This is a genomic window from Claveliimonas bilis (assembly GCF_030296775.1).
GTDB classification, from domain to species: domain Bacteria; phylum Bacillota; class Clostridia; order Lachnospirales; family Lachnospiraceae; genus Claveliimonas; species Claveliimonas bilis.
Map to the genome: position 1 here is coordinate 1,630,603 of NZ_AP027742.1, position 25,533 is coordinate 1,656,135.

General features: G+C 45.1%; 21 protein-coding genes and 1 pseudogene. 20 read left to right on the plus strand and 2 right to left on the minus strand.

The window, feature by feature from the left end; all coding sequences use genetic code 11:
* The first annotated feature begins 37 nt into the window (after positions 1-37).
* From R2J37_RS08005 to R2J37_RS08040, 8 genes are all read left to right on the plus strand, one after another.
* Complete coding sequence (locus tag R2J37_RS08005) at positions 38-919, plus strand: YicC/YloC family endoribonuclease (RefSeq protein WP_316264436.1); 882 nt, start codon at positions 38-40, stop codon at positions 917-919.
* 11 nt (positions 920-930) lie between these two features.
* A complete protein-coding gene (gene gmk, locus R2J37_RS08010; RefSeq protein WP_230106309.1) occupies positions 931-1,563 on the plus strand; it encodes a guanylate kinase in 633 nt (210 codons plus the stop codon).
* Between the two features lie 16 nt (positions 1,564-1,579).
* Entirely contained in the window at positions 1,580-1,822 is a 243-nt protein-coding gene (rpoZ, locus tag R2J37_RS08015) for a DNA-directed RNA polymerase subunit omega (protein WP_230106308.1), read from the plus strand.
* 67 nt (positions 1,823-1,889) lie between these two features.
* The gene (rimO, locus tag R2J37_RS08020) at positions 1,890-3,215 is read left to right on the plus strand and encodes a 30S ribosomal protein S12 methylthiotransferase RimO (RefSeq protein WP_316264439.1); all 1,326 of its coding nucleotides are present in this window, start codon (positions 1,890-1,892) and stop codon (positions 3,213-3,215) included.
* Positions 3,212-3,754: a CDP-diacylglycerol--glycerol-3-phosphate 3-phosphatidyltransferase gene (gene pgsA / locus R2J37_RS08025; RefSeq protein ID WP_230106306.1), complete on the plus strand. Its 543-nt coding sequence runs from the start codon at positions 3,212-3,214 to the stop codon at positions 3,752-3,754. Before rimO ends, pgsA begins: the two co-directional genes overlap by 4 nt.
* 1 nt (position 3,755) lies before the next feature.
* On the plus strand, positions 3,756-5,000 hold the full coding sequence (locus R2J37_RS08030) for a competence/damage-inducible protein A (RefSeq protein WP_316264440.1): 1,245 nt from the start codon (positions 3,756-3,758) through the stop codon (positions 4,998-5,000).
* A 19-nt stretch (positions 5,001-5,019) separates the two neighbouring features.
* Positions 5,020-6,459, plus strand: coding sequence for a GNAT family N-acetyltransferase (locus R2J37_RS08035; protein ID WP_316264441.1), 1,440 nt, complete (start codon positions 5,020-5,022; stop codon positions 6,457-6,459).
* 18 nt (positions 6,460-6,477) lie between these two features.
* Positions 6,478-8,652, plus strand: a complete 2,175-nt coding sequence (locus R2J37_RS08040) for a DNA topoisomerase III (protein WP_316264442.1) — start codon at positions 6,478-6,480, stop codon at positions 8,650-8,652.
* A gap of 62 nt (positions 8,653-8,714) precedes the next feature.
* Here the strand turns inward: R2J37_RS08040 and R2J37_RS08045 are convergent, their stop codons facing one another.
* Positions 8,715-9,725: a GGGtGRT protein gene (locus R2J37_RS08045; protein WP_230106302.1), complete on the minus strand. Its 1,011-nt coding sequence runs from the start codon at positions 9,723-9,725 to the stop codon at positions 8,715-8,717.
* Positions 9,726-9,754: 29 nt separating this feature from the next.
* Entirely contained in the window at positions 9,755-10,447 is a 693-nt protein-coding gene (locus R2J37_RS08050) for an iron-sulfur cluster assembly scaffold protein (protein ID WP_230106301.1), read from the minus strand.
* Positions 10,448-10,742: 295 nt separating this feature from the next.
* Between R2J37_RS08050 and R2J37_RS08055 the strand changes: the two genes are divergently transcribed.
* The 12 genes and pseudogenes from R2J37_RS08055 (at position 10,743) to R2J37_RS08110 (ending at position 25,465) form a co-directional block, all read left to right on the plus strand.
* Positions 10,743-11,996 carry a transposase gene (locus R2J37_RS08055; RefSeq protein WP_316264445.1) on the plus strand — a complete coding sequence of 418 codons (1,254 nt, stop codon included), beginning with the start codon at positions 10,743-10,745 and terminating at the stop codon, positions 11,994-11,996.
* Between the two features lie 347 nt (positions 11,997-12,343).
* Positions 12,344-12,547: a hypothetical protein gene (locus R2J37_RS08060; protein WP_256194386.1), complete on the plus strand. Its 204-nt coding sequence runs from the start codon at positions 12,344-12,346 to the stop codon at positions 12,545-12,547.
* Between the two features lie 97 nt (positions 12,548-12,644).
* Positions 12,645-13,304: a GntR family transcriptional regulator gene (locus tag R2J37_RS08065; RefSeq protein WP_230106299.1), complete on the plus strand. Its 660-nt coding sequence runs from the start codon at positions 12,645-12,647 to the stop codon at positions 13,302-13,304.
* Between the two features lie 90 nt (positions 13,305-13,394).
* Positions 13,395-15,368, plus strand: coding sequence for an alpha/beta hydrolase family protein (locus R2J37_RS08070; RefSeq protein WP_316264448.1), 1,974 nt, complete (start codon positions 13,395-13,397; stop codon positions 15,366-15,368).
* A 43-nt stretch (positions 15,369-15,411) separates the two neighbouring features.
* Entirely contained in the window at positions 15,412-17,367 is a 1,956-nt protein-coding gene (locus R2J37_RS08075; RefSeq protein ID WP_316264450.1) for an alpha/beta hydrolase family protein, read from the plus strand.
* A gap of 21 nt (positions 17,368-17,388) precedes the next feature.
* Complete coding sequence (locus R2J37_RS08080) at positions 17,389-18,453, plus strand: permease (RefSeq protein ID WP_316264452.1); 1,065 nt, start codon at positions 17,389-17,391, stop codon at positions 18,451-18,453.
* A gap of 167 nt (positions 18,454-18,620) precedes the next feature.
* Complete coding sequence (locus tag R2J37_RS08085; RefSeq protein WP_230106294.1) at positions 18,621-19,154, plus strand: helix-turn-helix domain-containing protein; 534 nt, start codon at positions 18,621-18,623, stop codon at positions 19,152-19,154.
* A gap of 14 nt (positions 19,155-19,168) precedes the next feature.
* Positions 19,169-20,257 (plus strand): annotated as a pseudogene (locus tag R2J37_RS15205) (ABC transporter ATP-binding protein); the annotation flags it as partial.
* Positions 20,258-20,746: 489 nt separating this feature from the next.
* Entirely contained in the window at positions 20,747-21,589 is an 843-nt protein-coding gene (locus R2J37_RS08095) for an ABC transporter permease (RefSeq protein WP_256194375.1), read from the plus strand.
* A complete protein-coding gene (locus R2J37_RS08100; protein ID WP_316264455.1) occupies positions 21,586-23,478 on the plus strand; it encodes an extracellular solute-binding protein in 1,893 nt (630 codons plus the stop codon). The genes R2J37_RS08095 and R2J37_RS08100 overlap by 4 nt, the downstream gene beginning before the upstream one ends.
* 23 nt (positions 23,479-23,501) lie before the next feature.
* Positions 23,502-24,119 (plus strand): flavodoxin family protein, encoded by a 618-nt coding sequence (locus R2J37_RS08105; RefSeq protein ID WP_316264457.1) that lies wholly within the window; start codon positions 23,502-23,504, stop codon positions 24,117-24,119.
* A 14-nt stretch (positions 24,120-24,133) separates the two neighbouring features.
* The gene (locus R2J37_RS08110; protein WP_316264459.1) at positions 24,134-25,465 is read left to right on the plus strand and encodes a replication-associated recombination protein A; all 1,332 of its coding nucleotides are present in this window, start codon (positions 24,134-24,136) and stop codon (positions 25,463-25,465) included.
* The last annotated feature ends 68 nt before the right edge of the window (positions 25,466-25,533 follow it).

Consider the following 25,533-nt stretch of genomic DNA (forward strand, 5'->3'; position numbering starts at 1 on the left):
TAAAAATAGCCGGAACAAGATAGAAGAGGTTGCAGAAATGATAAAAAGTATGACAGGCTTTGGCAGGTGCGAACTGGCAGACGGAGAGAGAAAGTTTACAATTGAGATGAAGGGAGTCAATCACCGGTACCTGGATGTAAATATAAGGATGCCGAAAAAGCTTAATTTTTTTGAGACAGCGATCCGTAATCTTCTGAAGCAGTCTGTATCCCGCGGCAAAGTAGATATTTTTATTACTTATGAAGATTTGTCAGAAGGGCAGGCAGTGCTGAAGTACAATGAAACTTTGGCAAAGGAATACCTGGTGTGTCTGAAACAGATGGAAGAAAGTTTCGGGCTGGAAAATGATATCCGGGTCTCTACCTTATCCAGATATCCGGAAGTGCTGACAATGGAAGAGCAGGCGCTGGATGCGGAAGAGATATGGAATGTACTGAAAAAGGCGATGGAAGGTGCTCTGGAACAGTTTGTTGAGACCAGGACAATGGAAGGAGAAAACCTGAAAAAGGACATTTTAAGCAAGCTGGACGGTATGCAGAAGCTTGTGGCTTATATTGAAGAGCGCTCACCGGAGATTGTCAAAGAATACAGAGAAAAGCTGGAAGAAAAAGTGAAGGAGCTTCTGGAAGACAGCCAGATTGACGACGGAAGGATTGCTGCAGAGGTGGTGATATTTGCGGACAAGATCTGCACGGATGAAGAAGTGGTAAGACTGAAAAGCCATATCAGCCACATGCAGGAAGTGCTCCGATCAGAAGAGTCCGGAATCGGAAGAAAGCTGGATTTTATCGCGCAGGAAATGAATCGCGAGGCAAATACGATCCTGTCAAAGGCAAATGATCTGGAAGTTTCCAATTGCGGGATTGACCTGAAAACAGAGATTGAAAAAGTCAGAGAACAGATCCAGAATATTGAATAGGGGGAGAAAGAATGAAGGAAGGCCAGGGTATACTGACAGTCATATCAGGATTTTCCGGGGCAGGAAAAGGAACAGTAACGAGAAAGATACTGGAACAGTATGACAATTATGCGCTTTCGATTTCCGCTACGACGCGTGATCCCAGAGAGGGCGAAGAGAACGGAAGAGAATATTTTTTCAAAACAGCAGAAGAATTTGAAAAAATGATTGCGAAAGATGAACTGATAGAGTATGCTAAGTACGTGAATAATTACTATGGTACACCGAAGATGTATGTGCAGGAACAGCTTCAGAAAGGGAAAGATGTAATTCTGGAAATTGAGATCCAGGGAGCATTGAAGGTAAAGGAAAAATATCCGGACACCCTGCTCCTTTTTATTACACCGCCCAGCGCACAGGAGCTGAAGAACCGACTGATCAGGCGGGGTACGGAAGAAATGGACGTCATTGAAAAGAGAATGAAGACAGCAGCCTGGGAGGCGCAGTTTATGGACCAGTATGATTATATTGTCATCAATGACGAACTCCAGACTTGTGTGGAAGAGCTTCATGCTATTATTCAGAGCGAACATAAGAAGAGTGCTCGGAACCTTGTATTTGCAGAAAAGATAAAAGAAGAGCTGGAAAAAGAAGTGAAGGATTGAAAGGAGAATCAATATTATGCTGCATCCATCTTATACGGATTTAATGAAAGTGGTAAATAAAGAGGTAGAAGAAGGAGAGACAAAAGTAGTCAACAGCCGTTATTCTATCGTAATGGCTACAGCAAAAAGGGCAAGGCAGCTGATTGACGGCGATATCCCTCTTGTAAAAACCAAGAACGGCGAGAAGCCGCTTTCCATTGCAATTGATGAGCTGAACAGCGGAAAGATCAAGATTATCGCAGAGGATACAGAAGAATAATATGGAAAAACGGCAAGGCAGATGCTTTTACAAGGTATCTGCCTTTCTGACTAGAAGGAGACAGACTATGAAGGTACTATTTATATCCCTCGGCTGCGACAAAAACCTGGTAGATTCAGAAGTGATGCTGGGACTGCTGGCGGAAAAGGGATACCAGATGACAGATGATGAGACAGAGGCGGAAGTGATCGTGATCAATACCTGCTGTTTTATTCATGATGCCAAAGAGGAAAGCATTCAGACCATTCTGGAGATGGCGGAATACAAAAAAGAAGGAACGCTGAAAGCTCTGATCGTAACCGGATGTCTGGCCCAGCGTTACCAGCAGGAAATTCTGGATGAAATCCCGGAAGTAGATGAAGTGCTTGGGACCACTTCTTATCCGGAGATCGTGGATGCCATTGAAAACGCCCTGAAGGGGCGGGCAGAGGTGAGGATGACAGATATTGACGCCCTTCCTCTTGTGGATACTGCAAGACAGGTGACAACGGGAGGACATTTTGCTTATCTGAAGATTGCAGAAGGGTGCGACAAGCACTGTACTTACTGCATTATTCCAAAGATCCGCGGGAATTACAGAAGCGTACCTATGGAAAGGTTGATAAAAGAGGCGGAAGGACTTGCAGAAAAAGGGGTAAAAGAGCTGATCTTAGTGGCGCAGGAGACGACTCTTTACGGAAAAGATCTGTACAGGGAAAAATCTCTTCACAGACTTTTGAAGGAACTGTGCCGGATCAGCGGTATCCGGTGGATCCGGATCCTGTACTGCTATCCGGAGGAAATTGACGATAATCTGATTCGGGTGATGAAGGAAGAACCGAAAATCTGCCACTATGTGGATCTTCCGATCCAGCACGCAAATACGGATATCCTGAAGAGAATGGGAAGAAGGACATCCAAAGAACAGCTGGAAGAGATCATCGGGAAGCTGAGAAAAGAAATCCCGGATATCGCAATCCGGACCACACTGATCACCGGTTTTCCGGGAGAAACAGAAGAGCAGCATCAGGAGCTTGTGGACTTTGTAGATGAAATGGAATTTGACCGCCTCGGTGTGTTTACCTATTCACCGGAGGAGGATACTCCGGCGGCAGAAATGGAAGGACAGATTCCTGAAGAGGTGAAGGAAGACCGCCAGGCAGAGATTATGGAGCTCCAGCAGGAGATTGCCTTTGAACAGGCAGAGGATATGGTAGGAAAAGAAGTTCTTGTTATGATCGAAGGTAAGGTTGCGGATGAAAATGCTTATGTGGGACGGACATACAAAGACGCCCCCAATGTGGATGGCCTGATCTTTGTCAATACAGAAGAAGAGCTTATGTCCGGAGATTTCGCCAGAGTCAAAGTGACAGGGGCGGCAGAATACGATTTGATAGGAGAGTTGATATCATGAATTTACCAAATAAACTGACAGTGTTAAGAGTGATTATGGTTCCGTTTTTCGTGCTTTTTATGCTGACTGATCTGGGGGGAGAAGCAGGAAAGTGGATTGCCCTTGTGATCTTTTGTCTGGCAAGTCTTACAGATATGCTGGACGGCAAGATCGCCCGGGCCAGAAACCTGGTGACGAATTTCGGGAAATTTATGGATCCGCTGGCAGATAAGCTTCTTGTCTGCTCGGCGATGATCTGTCTCATTCCTACCGGACAGCTTCCGGCATGGGTTGTGATCGTTATCATTGCAAGGGAATTTATCATCAGCGGCTTCCGTCTGGTGGCATCTGACAGTGGAATTGTGATCGCGGCAAGTTATTGGGGGAAATTTAAGACCGTTTCTCAGATGCTGATGGTGATCGTACTGATCGCTGACCTGGGGGGTGTGTTCGATATGATCGGCACAGCTCTGATCTGGATTGCTCTTATTCTCACTGTCGTATCTTTGGTTGATTACATTGCAAAGAATGTGCAGGTACTGACAAAAGGAGGCATGTAAAATGACAGTGGAACTCATATCCGTAGGGACAGAGATCCTTCTTGGAAATATTGTAAATACCAATGCGGCTTACCTGGCTGAAAAGATCGCGATTCTGGGCTTATCCTGCTACCATCAAAGCACGGTAGGCGACAATGAAGAAAGACTGGAAGATGCGATCCGTCTGGCGCTTTCCAGATCAGATATTGTTATTTTAAGTGGCGGACTGGGTCCCACAAAAGACGATCTGACAAAAGAAGTAACAGCGAAAGTATTCGGCAGGGAGCTTTACGAGGATGCCCATACAAAAGAGCGGATCCAGTCCTATTTCGATCAGACAGGACTGAAAAAGGAGATCACGCCCAACAACTGGAAACAGGCTCTTGTGCCGGAGGGAGCAATTGTAGTGGATAACCATAACGGAACGGCTCCGGGGCTGATTCTGGAAGGTGAGGGAAAGACAGCGATCCTTCTTCCCGGTCCTCCAAATGAGATCAAACCAATGTTCGAACGGGACATTGCTCCCTATCTGAACCGCCTGCAGCCGGAAGGAATCTATTCTACCATGGTAAAGGTTTGCTCTATTGGAGAGAGTAAGGCAGAAACGATGGTGGCAGATCTGATGGAGGAGCAGACCAATCCGACTCTTGCGCCGTATGCCAAGACCGGTGAAGTACATTTCCGTGTAACGGCTAAGGCGGCGGACGAAGAGACAGCCGGAAAATTAATGGAGCCCATGCTCCAGGAGCTGAAAAAGCGGTTTGGAAATTATATTTTCACCATGGATGAAAATGTAACAATGGAGGAGTCTATTGTAGATCTTTTGAAGGAAAAACAGATGACAGTAACGACTGCGGAATCCTGTACAGGCGGTCTGCTCTCCGGTCGTATTTTAAATGTACCCGGGGCATCTGCTGTATATAAAGAAGGATATATTACTTATTCCAACGAAGCCAAAGAAAAATTGCTTGGTGTGTCCCATGAGACGTTGGAGACATATGGTGCTGTCAGCTATGAGACTGCCAGGGAAATGGCAGCCGGAGCAGCGCGGTCGGCCGGGGCAGATGTAGCTTTGGCGGTGACGGGAATTGCCGGACCGGACGGAGGAACGAAGGAAAAACCGGTAGGACTTGTCTATATCGGGTGCTTTGTGAAGGGGAAAGTAAGAGCAGAAGAATTTCATTTTACAGGCAACAGAAGCAAGAACAGAGATTATGCAGTGATAAAGGCGCTGACCCTTCTTCGGGAGGAGCTGCTTGAGAAGTAAGCTTAAGGAGGAAAAGAATATGATGATACGACGGCTGTACGGTCAGGAAGTATTGGATGCACTTCACCTTGTATGGGATGTTTTTGTACAGGATGTAGCTCCCTGTTATACGTCAGAGGGAGTGGAGGCCTTTTCCCAGTTTATCCGGTATGAAAATATTGAGCAGAAAATGAGAACAGAAGGATTGACTGTATTTGGCGCTTATGAGGGAAATGTGCTGAAAGGCGCAGGTGCCATCCATCCTTCGGGACATATTGCACTTTTGTTTGTGAAAAAAGAAGATCAGGGCAAGGGAATCGGGAAGCAGATTTTTCATGCCCTGTGCGGGTATGCGGCGCAGACTTTCCATGTGACAAAGATTACGGTAAATGCGGCGCCCGGATCAGTCGAGGCATACCGTCATTTTGGAATGCGGGATGTGGCTTCGGAACAGGTAAGGGACGGCATCCGGTTTATTCCGCTTGAAATGTGGATCACACCTGCAGCGCCGAAGAAAGATCATAAAAAGATCTATCTGATCATCGGAGCGGCAGTCCTTTGCCTGGCAGTTTTTGTGCTCTCAGCTGTGGCAGTGTTCCGGGAGGTAGGCAATGCAGTGACAAGCCAGTCCCCATCAGAAGGCTGGCAGGACGGCGGCGAGGATTTTTATGACTGGTATGAGCAGATGCCCTATTCTTCTGACGGCCAGGATGGACAGGATTCTTCCGGGCAGGAGGACAGCGGGCTGGACGCGATCGACGCATATGTTTCTGATGAAGCGGATTATGAAGTAAAAGAAGAAAATTACAGCTATATTCCCGACGATACCACAAGTACGGTGATCCAATTTGAGGTTTATTATCCGCAGATAGAGGGATTAAGTGACTCTGTACAGAAGAAAGTGAATCAGACACTGGAAAACTGTGCCATGGAGACGGTGGATAAGCTCTATCTGAATCCTTCACAGGAAATGAAAGAGAAAGTATTAAGTGAGGATAATCCGGTACTTGCAAGTCTTGTAGAATATAAAGTTACGTATCAGGGAAAAGATATGTTAAGTGTCATGTTCCAGGATTACGGCTATGAGGGAAGCATGAGTGACAGCTATACAGCTCTTCGCTGTGTGAACATCAACCTGAAAGACGGAACAATCTATGATGTGAAAGATATTGTGGAGCTGAATGACGAGTTTATAGGAGAATGGCTGGACGGAATGCGGGATGAGGCAGATGAGGAAACTCTTCTTTCTGAATTGAACGAGGAAGAGATGAAGGAAGTGCTGGCAGGTGACAGCAGGGACGGCTGCTATGATGACAATTTCTTTGTAGATGCCGATGGAATAGAGATTGGCCTTAGCTTCCGCTATTCCGACACATCAGAAGCCAATACAGGCTTTGCGTGGGTGACAGCGCCTTTTGAGCTGGATGAACTTGCGCCTTATCAGACAGACAGCAGTTTCTGGGATCTGCTGGAATCATAAACGGAGAAAACAGAAAATATGAAAGCATTAGTAATAGCAGAAAAGCCATCAGTAGCAAGGGATATTGGCCGTGTTTTGAAATGTACCAAAAACGGCTCCGGCTTTCTGGAGGGCGGACAGTACGTGGTAACATGGGGCCTGGGGCATCTGGTCACCCTGGCAGATCCAGAGGATTATGATCCAAAATATAAGACCTGGAAGATGGAAGATCTTCCGATGATGCCGGAACATTTTAAACTGGAAGTGATCCGTCAGACACAGAAACAGTATCACGCGGTGAAAAGCCAGATCCACAGAAAGGATATAGGAGAGATCATCATTGCTACAGACGCGGGGAGAGAAGGAGAGCTGGTAGCACGGCTGATCCTGGAAAAAGCCGGGAGCAAAAAGCCGGTGAAGAGACTCTGGATCTCTTCTGTAACAGATAAGGCGATCCGGGAAGGATTTGCTCATCTAAGAAGGGGAGAAGATTACAAGCCTCTTTATGATGCAGCGCTTTGCCGGGCAGAGGCAGACTGGCTGGTGGGCATGAACGCTACCAGAGCCCTGACCTGTAAATATAACGCCCAGCTTTCCTGTGGGCGGGTACAGACGCCGACGCTTGCTATTGTAGCCAAACAGGAGGAGAAGATCCGGAAATTTGTTCCGGAGACTTTCTATGGGCTGAATGCGTATGCAAAAGGGATCACTCTGACGTGGAGTGATCAGAAATCGGGAAGCAGCCGTACATTTGATAAAAACAGAATACAGGAGATCAAAAAGAAGGTGACCGGGAAGGAAGCGGTAATAACCGAGATGAAGACTTCCAGGAAGAAAACATTCCCGCCTCTTTTATATGATCTGACAGAACTTCAGAAGGATGCGTACCGGCGATTCGGATTCTCGCCCAAGGAGACGCTGAATATTATGCAGAGGCTTTATGAAAATCATAAGGTACTCACTTATCCAAGGACAGATTCCCGCTATATCAGCAGCGATATTGTGCCCACTTTGAAAGACAGGGTACAGGCCTGTGCTGTGGGACCTTACCGGAAAGCTGCAGGGAAAGTTTTCAAAGGGCCTTTCACGAAAGATGCGCCCTTTGTCAATGATAAAAAGGTATCGGATCATCATGCCATCATTCCCACAGAGCAGTTTGTTCAGCTGGAGCATATGACAGGCGAGGAACGAAAGATCTATGATCTTGTGATCAAAAGGTTTCTTGCGGCTTTATATCCCCCGGCAGAATTTGAAGAGATAAAAATAACTGCCGTAATAGAAGGAGAAACCTTTACGGCAAAAGGCAGGAAGGTGCTGAAAGAAGGCTGGAGAGAAGTATACAGTCAGGAGGAAGACCCGGACGAAGAACAGGATATGCCAAAAGCATTCCCTCCCATGGAAAGGGGAAAACATATACAGGGGCTGTCTTTTACTGTCACAGAAGGAAAGACAAAGCCCCCGGCAAGATTCAACGAAGGAACTCTTCTTGCCGCTATGGAAAGTCCTGCTGCTTACATGGAAACACAGGATAAGAAGGCTGCAAAAACACTGGGAGAGACCGGAGGGCTCGGAACCGTGGCAACCCGCGCGGATATTATAGATAAGCTTTTCGGCAGTTTTCTCCTGGAAAAAAAGGGAAGCGAGATCTATCTGACTTCCAAGGCGAAACAGCTTCTTGAGCTGGTGCCGGAAGACCTGAAAAAGCCGGAACTCACGGCAGACTGGGAGATGAAGCTTTCCAGAATCGCTGACGGGAAGATGAAGCGAGGCACATTCATGCATGAGATCCGGGACTATGCAAACAGTCTGACAGAAGAGATACGGATGGGAGAAGGTACTTTCCGTCATGATAATCTGACCAATACAAAATGTCCGGTGTGCGGGAAGAGAATGCTGAAAGTACAGGGAAAGAAGTCAGAAATGCTGGTCTGCCAGGACAGGGAATGCGGACACCGGGAGGTGCTGGCAAGAGTATCCAATGCAAGATGTCCAAACTGCCATAAGAAAATGATGCTTAGAGGGCAGGGGGATGGCCAGGTATTTGTATGTGCCTGCGGATATAAGGAAAAACTTTCCGCTTTCAAAGAGAGAAGGAAGAAAGAGGGAGCAGGAGTCAGCAAAAAGGATGTTCAGAAATATCTGAACAAACAGAAGGATGAACCTGTGAATCTGGCTTTTGCAGAGGCTTTTGCGAAATTGAAGCTGGATGAATAGAATAGAAAAAATCCGCTGTGATAATCAGGTCACAGCGGATTTTTGACTCTTTTGAGATTTCCTTAGAATTTTCCTGCCTTTGCAGCTTCTTCAATAGAAACGGCAACAGCAACTGTCATACCAACCATCGGGTTGTTTCCTGCTCCGATCAGACCCATCATTTCAACGTGAGCCGGAACAGAAGAGGATCCTGCAAACTGTGCATCAGAATGCATACGTCCCAGTGTATCTGTCATACCGTAGGAAGCCGGTCCTGCAGCCATGTTGTCCGGGTGAAGAGTACGTCCTGTACCACCGCCGGAAGCAACAGAGAAGTATTTCTTTCCTGCTTCTACACATTCTTTTTTGTATGTTCCTGCAACCGGATGCTGGAAACGTGTCGGGTTTGTGGAGTTACCTGTGATGGAGACATCAACGCCTTCCTTCCACATGATAGCAACACCTTCACGTACATCGTTTGCACCATAGCAGTTTACTTTGGAGCGAAGTCCGTCAGAATAAGCGATTCTCTGAACTTCTTTCAGTTCTCCTGTATAGTAATCATATTCTGTCTGTACATAAGTAAATCCGTTGATTCTGGAAATGATCTTTGCAGCGTCTTTTCCAAGTCCGTTCAGGATAACGCGAAGAGGTTTCTTACGAACTTTGTTTGCTTTTTCAGCAATACCGATTGCACCTTCAGCAGCGGCAAAAGACTCATGTCCTGCAAGGAAAGCGAAACAGTCTGTTTCTTCTTCCAGAAGCATTTTTCCGAGATTTCCATGTCCAAGTCCAACTTTACGCTGATCAGCTACAGAACCCGGAATACAGAAAGCCTGAAGACCTTCTCCGATTGCAGCAGCAGCGTCAGCAGCTCTTGAACATCCCTTTTTGATTGCGATTGCAGCACCTGTAATATATGCCCAGCAGGCATTTTCAAAACAGATAGGCTGGATTCCCTTGATCTGATTGTATACGTCCAGTCCGGCGTCCTTTGTGATTTTTTCAGCTTCTTCTAATGAAGCAATGCCGTAGCTGTTTAATACTTCATTGATTTTATCTATTCTTCTTTCATATGATTCAAATAAAGCCATTTATGTATCCTCCTGAATTATTACCTTTATTACTCTTTGCGCGGATCGATGATTTTAACAGCATCAGCAACACGGCCGTACTGACCTTTTGCTTTCTCCCATGCATCGTTTGGTGTGTCACCGGCTTTGATGAAGTCTGTGAACTTTCCAAGGCTTACGAACTGATATCCGATGATCTCATCATGTTCATCCAGTGCGATTCCTGTGACATAACCTTCAGCCATTTCGAGGTAACGAGGTCCTTTTGCCAGTGTACCGTACATAGTACCAACCTGAGAGCGAAGTCCTTTTCCAAGGTCTTCAAGTCCTGCACCGATCGGAAGCCCGTCCTCAGAGAATGCGCTCTGAGTTCTTCCGTATACGATCTGGAGGAAAAGTTCTCTCATTGCTGTATTGATAGCGTCGCAGACCAGGTCTGTATTCAGCGCTTCCAGAATTGTTTTTCCAGGAAGGATTTCAGAAGCCATAGCTGCAGAGTGAGTCATACCGGAACATCCGATTGTCTCTACAAGTGCCTCCTGAATAATTCCGTCTTTGACATTTAAAGTCAGTTTGCAGGTTCCCTGCTGCGGAGCACACCAGCCTACACCGTGTGTCAGACCGGAAATATCTTTAATTTCTTTTGCCTGCACCCATTTTGCTTCTTCCGGGATCGGAGCTGGTCCGTGATTTGCACCTTGAGCTACCGGACACATCATTTCTACTTCATGTGAATAAATCATTTTAAAACTCCTTTCGATATGTATACATACTACTAGGACAGTATGTATGATTTTTCTGTAGGGTTTGTTATGTCTTTAACCCATACTTAAATTTATTTTCGCATAATTTGCAGGATTCGTCAATCAGGATTTGCCTTGAGTTTCCGCAGAATTATCCCCTAAGACAAATATGCTGCGTTTTGTTATCCACAACTTTCAAAAAATGTCCAAAATATAAGGAATCCTGTTCCTTTTTGATGTAAAATTAAGCTACCAAACAAAAACTTTACTAAACAAAAAAGAAAGGGGATTCCTTATGGCTAATTCTACATCAACTACTTATCGTTTGAAAAGAAAAATTTTGACTTTTACTAATAAAATCTCCCGCAGACTTTCGAAACCAGACCGAAAGTTCACAGCAGATATGGTTTATGGCATTCTGGCATCCAGAAGCTGCCTGCTCACTGATATTTCCGACCAGCTTCATGAAACAGTACAGAAAGCCAATACTGTAAAACGGCTTTCCAATCATCTTTCAGAAGGAACGCCGGCTTCTGCGGCTGCTTCTTATCTCCATACCGTAAAGAGACGCGTTCCCTCTGAACCAGTGGTCCTCATTGATGAAAGTGATATCGTAAAACCAGATGGAAAACAGTTTGAAGCTCTTGGTATCATTCGCGATGGTTCTGAAAGCACACAGACGAAAAGTGTTTATAAAAAAGGATACCATGTAACAGAGGCCTGTGCCCTGACTGCCAGCAAGCATCCTGTCAGTGTTTTTTCCATGATCCATTCTTCTGCTGAGAAGGACTATAAATCTGTAAACACCATCACGTTTGATGCGATCAAACAGGCAGCTGCTCTTTTTGGGAAGGCCACCTTTGTTATGGACCGCGGTTATGATGACAATAAGATATTTCTCGTCCTCGACCATCTGAAGCAGAATTACGTGATCCGTCTGAAATCCAACCGGAAACTTCTTTATCACAATAAATGGACAAAGGCAACGGAACTGCGGAACCGGAGGAAAGGAAAAGTAAAAGCGGATGTTTTCTATAAAGGAAAAAGACATACCGCATATCTTTCCCACGTAAAAGTTCATATCACTGCCTCCCGGAAGGATATCTATCTGGTCCTGGTCTATGGGATCACGGAACATCCCATGATGCTGGCTACAAACAAAGAGATCCGTTCAAAGGATGATGTGATCCGCATTGCCAGAACCTACTTTTCCAGATGGCGGATCGAGGAATATTTTCGTTGTAAAAAGCAGACCTATCAGTTTGAAAACTTCCGTGTAAGGAAACTGGAAGCCATTAATGCGCTTAACTTTTATATTACTTTAGCCATGGCATTTTTAGCGCAGGAAGAATTAAGTCCTGATACAAACCCCCTGAAAGTTTCAATCATACAGGAAGCTAATCCAATCAAGGAGAAAGTCAGTTTCTGCTATTATCGGTTGGCAAAAGGCATCTTCGGCATACTGTCATATGCAAAAGAGGGCATCCGGCTCTGGTACAGGACAAAACGTCCAGTGAACCGTCAACTCTGCCTTAAGCTGACCGTTTGAATAGATAAAAGAATATATCTCCCCAAGCCCGGTTCCGACGGGGCTTATAAAAGTGCCTCTATTCTCGGTGCTGCCATTCTAAATTTCTCAAAAAACAGCAGATTGGTACTTTAGGAAGACATATCTATCTTTTTAATGCAGTTTGCGGAAACTCAAGGGATTTGCAGAAAAACAGGTTTGTAGTAGGAGAGATGATATGGTAAACTTCTATTTAGGAAAGAGGTGTCAAGAATATGGTAAAATTAAACGATAATGCAAAAAAATATATGCTGAAGTTTGGGTGGAATGACGTAGTCTTAAGTGTGGAGGAATTTACCAGCTGATGTGCGCCTCCGTATAAGGAGATAGTGGTAAGTTTTACCAACGAGGATGAAGAAGCTATGGCGGAAAAAGGATACAGGGCAGATACAAGCGAGATAGGAAAAGTATACTATCCGGATCAGGGCGTAGAGTTGTCGGAAGAAATCGCTGTCAATTATGTGGAGTATCCGTGGATTACCTGTTTTCAGGTGGAAGGGATCCGGCCGGCAGAAGAAGAAAACAATATTTAAAATAAAAAAATTTTTTATTTTATTTTGATTGCAAATCACGGAAAAAGAAGATATACTTTAAATAAGCAGAGCGCATGAGAGGAAAGGCGGATGAAAGATGAAAGTAAAAGTAAACCTGGATGAAGTTCTTTATCATAAGATCATTGAAAGTTTGATCCGGGGAGAATATGCTGTCGGTGAGAAAATTATGCTGAATGATCTGTGTGAAAAATTCGAGGTCAGCCGGACTCCTGTTGTGCAGGCTGTAAAAATGTTAGGCAAAGATGGAATTTTAAAGATCATGTCAAATGGAAGGGTGTATGTGCCGGATCTGGAAGAAGGAACAGTAGATCAGATTATTGAAATCCGCCGGCTTCTGGAGGGGCATGCTCTGGAGAAAACATTGAACGGAAGTAAAGAACATGTTGAAAGAACGATAAAAGATCTGCGAAAATATGCCGAACAGTGTCGGGAATGTTTTGAGAAGGAAGAATATGTAGAACTTGCAATGGCAGATCTGAAGTTTCACAGAGCAATCGTACAAAGCGCCGGAAATAAGATCATGGATGATCTTTACACTGGAGTGCAGGGAAGGTTTATCGTACTGAATTACCTGATCAGGCCTTTGAAGACGAGAAAGTATGAAAGAACGGTAGAGGACCATTTTATGCTGATCGAGTTGATGGAAAACGGGAAAACAAAAGAAGCACTGCAAAAACTCGGCAATCATATCGGTGGATCAGGAGTTCCCGATACAGAAACAGACAAGGAAAAATAGTGAAAGAATAACGGAAGCCTTCGGGCTTCCATAAAAAAACATAAAAATAAAATTTTTTATTTTTAATTTTAAATTGCAAGAAAGGAGAAAATGATGAAAAAGAGCATCACATGCGAATCGTTTCTTGACTATCAGTTTGTCAGTGATCCCCGTATTTCACCGGATGGGAAACACACTGCTTTCATTGTAAAGAAAGCAGATATTAAGGCGAATACATATCAGAGCAGCCTTTATCTGTTCAGTCATGAAACGAACGAGACAAAACAAATGACTTCTTTGGGCTCTGTAAACTCTTTTATCTGGGAGGACAATCAGACTATTTTATTTGCTTCTGTAAGAAGTGATAAGGTAAAGGAAGCCATAAAAAGCGGAGAGGAGATCATGAGTTTTCATACGCTGGATATTACAGGGGGAGAGGCAAAAGAAAGCTTCATTCTTCCTGTAAAGGGAACGTCTCTCATCCCGGTCGGAGGGGACAATTATGCTGTGATCGCCTCCTTCGATAATGAAAGACCGGATGTGGAGGGATTAGACGAGAGCGAAAAAAAGAAGCGGCTTCTGGAATATAAAAACAGAGGATATGAACATATCAGAGAGGTTCCTTTTACCGTTAATGGAGGCGGATATATCAGCCGTATCAGGAACCGGCTCTATCTCTACAACAGAAAGACAGGAAAGATCGAGGCTTTGACAGATCCCATGTTTAATGTGGCAGGAGTAAAGGCAGAACAGGGACGTATTCTGTATATCGGACAGAAATTTGAAGATGTCAAAAGCCTGAAAAACGGAGTCTATCTCTATGATACAGCGGCGAAAAAAAGCAGCTGCCTGCTGGAGCCGGGGAGATATCTTATCAAGGGATTCGATCTGTATCAGGACAAGGCTGTCCTGAATCTTACAGACGGTGAATCATATGGAAATGGACAGAATGGGGACTTTTATACCATTGATATTCAGACAAAGGAGCAGAAACTTCTCTTAAGCCATGAGCATCACTGTGTAGGAAATACTGTGACTACAGATGTGAAGCTGGGAGGCGGGCAGACCATGAAAAAGGACGGAAAATATTTGTATTTTACGTCTACTGTGGATATGGACTGCGTCATTGAACGGCTGGATATGGAGAGCGGGGAATGTCTGCGTATTACAGATAAAGGTTCCGTTGATTTCCTGGATGTGAAAGACGGGAAGCTGGTCTGTACTGCATTTACCGAAAGCCGCTTGGAAGAACTTTACGAGTGTAAGGACGGAAAACTTTGCCAGTTAACTCATCTCAATGATTTTGTTCAGGATGAGTATGATGTATGCACGCCGGAGTATATTGAAGTAAAGGGGAACGCTCCATGGGAGATCCAGGGATATGTGCTGAAACCGGCAGATTATGTTCCCGGTAAAAAGTATCCGGGCATCCTGGCAATGCACGGGGGTCCGAGACTTACTTATGGTCCGGTATTTATGCATCAAATGCAGATGTTTGCAAATGCAGGATATTTTGTATTTTTCTGCAATCCACGGGGATCAGAAGGAAGAGGAAATGAGTTCGGAGATATCAGACGCCGGTTTGGTGAGATAGATTATCAGGACTTTATGGAGTTTACAGACGGAGTGCTGAAAAAATATCCGGATATTGACGCCGGCCGTATCGGAGTAGAAGGCGGAAGCTATGGAGGATTTATGACAAACTGGATCATCGGGCATACGGATCGTTTCGCGGCGGCATGTTCCCAAAGATCGATCGCGAACTGGACATCTATGGAAGGATCCACTGATATCGGATATTATTTCTGCAAAGGACAGACCGGAGCCTCTCATATGGAAGATCATGAGCTTCAGTGGAAACAATCGCCGCTTGCCAGCGCTGATAAGTGTACCACCCCCACCTTGTTTATCCATGGAGAAAAGGATTATCGCTGTTATATGGGAGAGGCATTCCAGATGTTTGCAGCGCTGAAGCTGCACGGATGTGATGCGAAACTATGTCTGTTTGAGGGTGAAAACCATGAGCTGTCCAGATCGGGAAGACCGAAACAGAGGCTGAAGAGGCTGGAAGAGATGAAGGCCTAGTTTGATAAATATCTAATGAAAACAGATAAGGAGGTGTAGGAATATGGAAAAGAGAAAAATAGAACCCAATGATCTGTATGAATTTCCGCTGCCCTATGATGTCACCTGCTCACCGGATGGAAAATATGCCGCTTATCTGTTTGCATTTCTGAACAAAGAAAAAGATTGTTGTGAGTCAGAACTTAGGGTACTGTGCCTGGAGACAGGAGAAGAGAAAGTCCTGACTGCCACAAGAGATGTGGGTGCCTATAAATGGATTTCTTCAACGGAGATCATATTTTCTTCCAGGCGTTCCAACCCGGCGCCGGGAAGCACAGATTTCTACATCCTTTCTCTGGAAGGAGGAGAGGCGAAAAAAGTCCTGTCTATTCCGAGAGTATGTACAGTGCCGGAACAGTTAAAAGAAAAAGAATGGCTGATCCTGTTTAAAGCTCCGACAGATCCGTCTGAAAAGACCGCAGACCGTGCGGAGGAAGGGAAAGATTACTGGACCTTTACGGATAAGCCGTTTATCCGGGACGGAGAGCCGCTTGGACAGCGCCGGAGAATGCAGGCAGCAATCTACTTAGAGGAAACAAAAGAGATCCGCAGGATCAGTGAGAAATATTTTGAAGTGCGGGGCTGTACGACAACAGAAGACCGCCAGAAGATTCTCTATTTTGGAAGGAACTATGAGGATAGTGAGCCTATGTTTGACACTCTGGTGGAGTACGATGTGGCGGAAGGAAAGAACAAAACCCTGATAGAGGGAGGCAAACTTCAGATCAGTCTTGCAAAATATGTGGGAGAGAAGGTTATTCTGCTTCAGGCATCTCAACTGAAAAGTTCAGCGACGGAAAATCATGACCTGTATCTTTATCACAGAGACACAGGGGAATTGGAGCTGATGGCAAAACCGGATGGAATGTTTACGACAATGCTGGATGTGGATTCTGTAAAGACCGGAGGACAGGGCGTGAAGGTCAGCGGCGACTGTCTGATCGGAGCAGTTATCCGCGGATGCAGAACAGTATTTGATGAGGTCAATGTGACAACAAAAACCATCCGTACCATTGCATCTGTAGACGCATTTATGTCACTGGATGTATTTGGAGATAAAATCTATACTTTTGCCCTGGAAAACTATCAGCTGACAGAGCTCTACCGGATTGACAGGAAGAGCGGCCAAAAAGAGAAGCTGACAGATTTTTCCTCCGACTATATGGGAACGCATAAAGTTTCCCTGCCTGAGAAACTGACCTTTTTTGCATCAAACGGAGAAGAAGTGGACGGCTTTGTTATCCCTCCTGTGGATGAGGATAAAACAAAAAAATATCCGGCTGTACTGCTGATCCATGGGGGCCCGAAGTGGGCGTACGGTTCTATGTTTACCCATCTGAAGCAATGTCTTGCGGCCAGGGGGATGTATGTTATCTACTGTAATCCTCATGGCGGAGATGGAAAAGGGAATTCGTTTCTGGAGATGGTGGATCGCTGGGGATGTGAAGATTATGATCAGATCATGGAATTTACAGATGAGTGTATCCGCCTCTATCCGGGAATTGATGAGAATCGTCTGGGAGTGACAGGAGGAAGTTATGGCGGATACATGACGAACTGGATCATCGGTCATACAGATCGTTTTAAGGCGGCTGTGACTCAGAGGGGAATCTGTAATCTGACGACAGAGGGGCTTATCAGTGATTTCGGAGACAGAGTAATGAAACAATCCTCCGGAGACAAGACGCCCTGGAATAAGGAGGAAGCTCTCTGGGATCATTCTCCTTTAAAGTATGTGAAAAATGTTAAGACTCCAACATTGATCATGCACAGCGACCGGGATTACCGTTGTCCTGAAATAGAAGCATTTCAGATGTTCACGGCGCTCAAGCAGACGGGAGTGGACACAGAGATGATCCTGTTTCACGGGGATTCTCACGGACTGTCAAGAAATGGGAAACCGTCTCACCGCATTGTCAGGATCAATGCGATCATAGACTGGATGGGAAAATACTTATAGAGAAAGAGAAGGTGTAAAGTTATGGGAGATATGTTATTATGGTTTAGCGTTGTGCTTATATTATTTGCAGTAGGTGATCTCATTGCCAATCTCACCAAGGCAAAAATTTCGGCAGTGTTTGTTACTTTGTTGCTGTTTTTGATCCTCTTTGTGACAAAGGTAATCCCGTCCGACATTATTGATCGGGCAGGTATGACAGATGCAGCCAGCTGGAGTGTTCCGATGATCATGTTCAGTATGGGAACAATGCTTAATATCAGACAGTTTATAGATGAATGGCGTACAGTGTTGACTGCCTGGCTTGGAATCGCGGCAGTTATTATCCTTGTTCCGGTGTTGATTCCATTTATCGGAAAAGCTACTGTGCTGGCAAGTATTCCGGTCATTAACGGAGCGCTTCCGGCAACAACAATTATGACGCAGGCTGCAATGGAAAAAGGATTGACTCTGGCAGCGGCAGAGGTAGGAAGCAAAAAGACAGAAAAGGCAGAGCAAACAGAGAAAAAATCTTTTGTAAAGCTTGCGGAAAAATATGACAAATACTATGGAACAAATGTATGTATCTTTTTGACAGCATTCTTTGCTTTTGTGGGCTATAAGTTGTCAGAAATCATCCATGTAAATTACTCTATCGTGTGCCTTGTTATAGGTGTTATTGTGACAGCGCTCGGCATTGTACCAAAAGATATTCTGGAAAAAGGAAAACTGAAAGGGTTCATTAACATGGTTGTATTTGCAGCGGTTATCCCATCGCTGGCGTCCATATCCCTTACAGACCTGATCAGTCTGATCGTCCCGGTTGTTGCCATGTTTGCCGTATCTATCGTGGCGGTTTTCATTATGATGAAAATTCTTCCCGGATGGAAGATCATCGGCTCCAAACCACTGGCTTTCGGTGTGGGATTTTGCCAGATGCTGGGATTCCCGACTACCTACCTTATCTCCAATGAAGTGTGCAATGCAGTAGGAGAGACTGAGGAAGAAAGAGCTTACCTGATGTCAAAGATCATGCCGAAACTGGTAGTAGGCGGACTGGCATGTCTCGTATCTGTACTGGTAGCCGGCGTAATGGCACCTATGCTGTAATATAAAGAAAGAAAAAGTAAAAGCAGATCCTGCATTTCCACGGCTTGAACCTGGAATGCAGGATTTTTTTGAAAAAAAGATTGCAATTTATATGCAACTATGTATAATAGGATTTGTTCGGTAATTTTTAACCAAAAGTATAGTATTAGAAAACAGGAGGCGTCAACGTGGATATCGGAAAGAAAATAAAGGAGCTTCGCCTGCAGAACGATCTGACATTAGGCGATCTTGCATCCAGAAGTGAACTGACCAAGGGCTTTTTGTCGCAGGTGGAGAGAAATCTCACTACACCGAGCATAGCGACACTGGAGGATATCCTGGAGGCTCTTGGAAGCAATCTGTCCGACTTCTTTCATGAGGAGGAAGAAAAGAAGATTGTATTTCAGACCCAGGATTTTTTTGTGGATGAACAGGAGGACTGCACCATTGAATGGATCGTTCCCAATGCACAGAAAAATCAGATGGAACCGATCATCCTGACACTGCATCCCAGAAAAAAGAGCCAGATCATGTCAGCTTATCAGGGACAGGAATTTGGCTATGTATTAAAGGGGAATGTGACGATCGTACAGGGCAGTAAAAAGTACAAAGTGAAGGCAAAGGAAACATTTTATATGGACGGATCCAAAAGCCATTACCTGTATAATCACGGAAACAGTGACGCCAAGATCCTTTGGATCACAACACCGCCAATGTTTTAAGGAGGAGAGGAAAGATGGAAGAGAAGAAGCTGATAGAGTTTCGGGATATTGTAAAAAACTTTGACGGACAGATTGTTTTGAAGGGGATCAATCTGGACATTTATGAGAATGAATTTGTAACGCTGCTTGGTCCAAGCGGCTGCGGGAAGACGACACTTCTGCGCATTTTGGGAGGGTTTCTGGACGCTGACGAGGGAAAGGTCATTTTTGATGGAGAGGAGATCAGTAAAAAGCCTCCCTATGAGAGAGAATTGAATACAGTGTTTCAGAAATATGCGCTTTTTCCCCATTTAAGTGTATATGAAAATATTGCGTTCGGACTGAAGATCAAGAAAATGAGCAAGGATGTCATTGAGCAGAAAGTCATGAAAATGTTAAAACTGATCGGTCTGGAAGGATTTGAAGATAAAAACACCATGCTGCTCTCCGGAGGACAGCAGCAGAGAGTTGCCATAGCAAGAGCGCTGGTAAATGAGCCGAAAGTACTCCTTCTGGATGAGCCTCTTGCAGCGCTGGATCTGAAGCTTCGAAAAGAGATGCAGTACGAACTGAAGAGGATCCAGCAGGAAGTCGGGATTACCTTTATCTTTGTTACCCACGATCAGGAGGAGGCACTTACCATGTCTGACAAGATCGTGGTTATGAAAAACGGAGAGATCCAGCAGGTGGGAACGCCGCAGGATATCTATAATGAGCCGGCCAACCGGTTCGTGGCAAATTTCATCGGAGAGAGCAACATCATTCCGGCTGTGATGCTTGAGGATTATAAGGTGCGCTTTGACGATATTACCTTCGACTGCGTAGATTTCGGATTTAAGGAAAACGAGCCGGTGGATGTGGTGATCCGTCCGGAAGATATTGATATTGTGGATGTTGAAAAGGGCAAAATGACAGGAGAAGTATTGAGCGTCCTGTTCAAGGGAGTTCACTATGAAATTATGGTGGAAACTGTGCCTGGTACCAGTGTGACAGTCAACATGCGTGTGATCCGCAATCAGGATGTGACAAGTGCGGACGGAAAGGAAAAGATCAGCGCCAACAATTTCTATGTGGATATTGATGATGTGGAAGATCTGGACGACAAGGAGATCATTGCCCTTTCCAACGCACAGGCGTGGGATCCGGAAAGCGATGAGTTTATCTCCATTGCAAAAGTAGAATATGAGCTGTCACGGGAGGAAGGGCAGTATCCTGTCAAATTTACAACCTCAAATGGAACCAGTATTGAGCGTACCATCTTTGTAGTAGACCAGCCTTTCGTAAAAAATGAAAAAGCAAATGAGGCGGTCATGGCATTTAACTTCTTCAAGACAGTGGATGAGATCACAGAGTCCCAGGCTCTTGATACCGACCTTAAGACATGGGCCGGGGCACAGGGATGGAAATTAAGTGATGAAGACCAGAGCGTTGACATCAGTGTTGACTATGATTTTGAACCGGAGGATGTAAAAGAGGGAGTATACCAGATCACATTCTCCACAACAGGACGGGAACTGAAGATCCATACTACTGACTACTCGGAAGAGGGACAGGAGGTAGGTCTTACCTTTTTCCCGGAAGATATTCATGTTATGTCCAGGGGGGTATATTAAATGAAAAGATTTTCACAGTTGGCAGTGCCATATATTATATGGGCGGCGCTTATGCTGGTGCTTCCCATGGCATTGATCGCCGTGTACTCCTTTATGGAGCAGGGAAACAGTATTATATCCTTTTCCTTTACATTGGATCACTACATCAAATTTTTTACAGATAAGGATTTCCTGCTGATCCTGTGGCGTTCAATCTTTATTGCTTTGAAAACAACAGTTATCTGTCTGATCCTGGGCTATCCTGTAGCATATTTTATTGCCAGAAGCCGGGAAAAGGTGCAGAATATCCTGATTCTGTGCGTGACGATCCCCATGTGGATCAACATGCTTGTCCGTACCTATGCGTGGATCGGACTTTTGAGTGAAGGGGGACTTGTGCAGAGATTCCTTGGCCTGTTCGGTCTTGGCAATACTGAGCTTTTATATACGGAAGGATCTGTCCTTCTTGGTATGGTCTATAACTTTCTGCCCTTTATGGTTCTGCAGATCCAGACCTCTTTAAGCAAAATGGATCACTCTCTTCTGGAAGCCAGTGCAGATCTGGGAGCCGGCCCTGTCCAGACATTCGGGCGGGTAACGCTGCCGTTGTCCCTTCCGGGAGTGATCAACGGGATTACCCTCGTATTTCTTCCGGCAGTCAGCTCATTCTTTATCCCGAAACTTTTGGGAGGAGGGCAGTATTTCCTGATCGGAAATATGATTGAAAACCAGTTTATCACTGTAGGTGAATGGAATTTCGGAAGCGCCATTTCTATGATCATGGCAGTTATTATGATGCTGCTGATGATGGCAGTGCGCAAAATAGAGATCCATAACCAGGGAGGAAAGGGGGAGAGAGTATGAAAAAAGGAAAACGCCCTTTTGGCAAGGTGCTCATGATCCTGACGATCATCTTTTTTTACCTGCCTATTGTGTACATGGTGATCTTTTCCTTTAATGATGGAAAGTCACTGACAAGCTTTACAGGATTCTCTCTTCGCTGGTACAAACATATGCTGGAATCACAGGATATGATGACAGCGCTTTATACTACTTTCAGCGTGGCGCTGATCGCAACTTTTGTTTCCACGGTAGTAGGAACGATTGCAGCGATCGGGCTAAGTAAGGCAAAGAAAATTGTCCGGGATGTGATGGAGCAGGTCAACAATCTGCCGATGATGAATCCGGAAATTGTGACTGCTATAGGATTTATGCTCTTATTTATTACTTTTAAAATAGAAAAAGGCTACATGACTATGCTGCTTGCCCATATCGCGTTCTGCATTCCCTATGTTATGCTGTCTGTTATGCCTAAGATCCGCTCCCTGGATCCCAATCTGGCGGATGCGGCTATGGATCTTGGGGCAACGCCCTGGAAGGCGCTGACGAAAGTTATTGTTCCACAGATTACGCCGGGTATTGTTTCAGGAGCACTGATCGCATTCACCATGTCAGTGGATGATTTCATTATCTCCTATTTCGTAACCGGAAGAGGGGTAAAGAACTTAAGTATTGTTGTGTACACTATGAGTAAACGTGTGAATCCAAGTATTAACGCAGTGTCCACCCTCGTAGTTGTGATCATTACAATTGCCCTTCTTATTATCAATATTGCTCCTTTGCTTGCGGCAAAACGAAGCAGCAAGGATGTAATAGGCAAGAGAAGAAGGATCCTTCCGGCGGCGCTGGTATGCATGGCGCTTATTATAGGAATATTTGCTGTTAATATGCGGGGAACAGGCACCGCAAGACCGTTTGAAGGACAGACTCTTCATATCTACAATTGGGGAGAATATACAGGAGAAAATATTATCGGTGATTTTGAAGAGGAGACCGGGGCTACCGTCGTTATGGAGAATTTTGATTCCAACGAGCAGATGTATATTAAGGTGGCAAATGGGGAATCCTATGATATTTTAGTTCCAAGCGATTACATGATACAAAGGCTGATCGAGGAAGACTATCTGCAGAAACTGGACAAATCCAAACTGGACTGCTTTGACAAACTTTCCGATGCGGTGCTGGGTCTGCCTTATGATCCTGATAACGACTATTCCGTACCTTATTTCTGGGGAACGGTGGGTATTGTATATGATAAAACAAAGGTGGATCTGGAAGATCTGGAACGGGAAGGATTTAATATTTTCCTGGATGAGAAATACAAAGGAGACGTATATTTGTATGATTCTGAACGAGACTCCTTTATGATGGCGCTGAAAGCTCTCGGATATTCCATGAACACAGAAAATGGGGCAGAGCTTCAGGAGGCCTATGACTGGCTGGTACAGTGTGTGGAGACAATGGATACGGAGATCGTGACAGACGAGATCATTGACAATATGGCTCAGGGAAGAAAGGCGTTGGGCCTCATTTATTCCGGTGACGCATCCTATGTCATGGCAGAAAATGAAAATATGGGTTACTATATGCCGGAATCAGGTACGAACCTGTGGTCAGACGCGATGGTTATTCCGAAGAACGCCAAAAACCCGGAACTCGCCCATGCATTTATTAATTATGCAAGCGACTATGACGGAGCATATGACAACTCCAGCTATGTCGGCTATACGTCGGCTAACCAGGAGGTTATGGATGTGCTTTCAGGAGAAGGCGGAGACTATGAGGGAATCAATGCCTACATTCCTCGGACAGATAATGAAAATGATGAAGTTTTCGTGTATAATGAAGATACAAAGAAAATCATCAGTGATCTGTGGAGCCGTGTAAAGATTGCAGCAAGCAACGCAGGTTAGGAAAGAGAGGAGCAAAAAGCAGTATGAAAGTATTAATGATCAACGGAAGCCCTCACGCACAGGGAAACACAAGCATCGCACTTCAGGAGATGGAGAAAATCTTTATCCAGGAAGGAATTGAGACAGAAGTTCTCCATGTGGGAAATCAGGATATCAGAGGATGTATCGCCTGTCATTCCTGCATGAAAAATGGAAAATGCGTGTTTAATGACAGTGTGAATGAGGCGGCTGAAAAGTTCCGGCAGTGTGACGGCCTGGTTGTGGCAAGTCCGGTATATTATGCTTCCGCAAACGCCACGTTGATCGCTTTTCTGGATCGTCTGTTTTACAGCACATCTTTTGATAAGACTATGAAAGTAGGAGCAAGTGTCGTAGTGGCAAGAAGGGGAGGACTTTCTGCCACTTTCGATGAGCTGAATAAGTATTTTACCATCTGTGGAATGCCGGTGGCTTCCAGTCAGTACTGGAACAGTGTGCACGGCCGTCTGCCGGGCGAGGCAGCCCAGGATGCAGAAGGACTGCAGACCATGCGCACGCTGGCAAGAAATATGTCCTTTCTCATGAAGAGTATTGCTCTTGGAAAAGAGAAATACGGACTTCCGGAAAAGGAACCGCAGCAGCCTACTAATTTTATACGATAGAAGGATTGTAAATCATGGAACAGATGACTTTGTTTGATGAGCGTCAGGAGATGGTCCCTCTGGCTACGCGTCTTCGTCCTTCCTCCCTGGAAGAGTTTGCGGGTCAGGAGCATCTTTTGGGAAAAGGGAAGATATTAAGACAGCTGATCGAAAAGGATCAGATTTCCTCCATGATCTTCTGGGGTCCTCCCGGAGTGGGAAAGACGACGCTTGCCAGCATTATTGCAGGAAGAACAAAAGCAGAGTTCATTAATTTCAGCGCTGTCACCAGCGGGATCAAGGAGATACGCTCTGTGATGGAAGCGGCGGAAATGAGCCGGAGAATGGGGAGAAAAACTCTTCTTTTTGTAGATGAGATCCATCGGTTTAACAAAGCACAGCAGGATGCGTTCCTGCCTTATGTGGAAAAGGGAAGCATTATTCTGATCGGCGCCACTACAGAGAATCCTTCTTTTGAGGTAAATGCAGCGCTTCTTTCCAGGTGCAGGGTCTTTGTTCTGAAGGCGCTGGGAGAAGAGGATATCCTAAGATTGTTAAAGCACGCACTGGAAAGCCCCAAAGGATTTGGTATGCAGAGAGTACAGATAGAAGAATCCCAGCTTTTGGCTATTGCCTCGTTTGCAAATGGGGATGCCAGGACAGCATTGAACACGCTGGAAATGGTGGTTTTAAATGGCGAGATTTTAGCGGATGGCACTATTCATGTCACGAAGGAGGGAATGGAACAGTGTATCAGCAGAAAATCTCTTCTCTATGACAAGACAGGGGAGGAACATTATAATCTGATTTCCGCCCTTCATAAATCCATGCGGAACAGTGATCCGGATGCGGCCATTTACTGGATGTGCCGGATGTTGGAAGGAGGGGAAGACCCCTTATATATTGCAAGGAGGCTGATCCGGTTTGCCAGCGAGGATGTAGGTATGGCGGACAGCAGGGCTCTTCAGGTGGCAGTAGCAGCATATCAGGCCTGTCATTTTCTTGGAATGCCGGAATGCGATGTCCATTTGACACATGCAGTCGTCTATCTTGCCATGGCGCCTAAGTCAAATGCGCTCTATACGGCATGTGAGGAATGCAAGAGGGATGTAAAAGAGAGGCGGGCAGAACCGGTTCCGCTCGTCCTTCGCAATGCGCCAACCTCTCTTATGAAAGAACTGAATTACGGGAAAGGATATGAGTATGCCCACGACACAGAAGAAAAGCTGACTCATATGCAGTGCATGCCGGATTCCATGACGGACAGAACTTATTATCATCCCGGAGATCAGGGGGAAGAAAAAGCAGTAAGAGATCGGCTGGAAGCAATAAAGCTGTGGAAAATGGGCAGCGATCAAACAGAATAGTAACAAAAAGTCAGGCACAAAGAGGAGTCTTTGTGCCTGACTTTTTGTTATCATTATCTTTGCTTTGC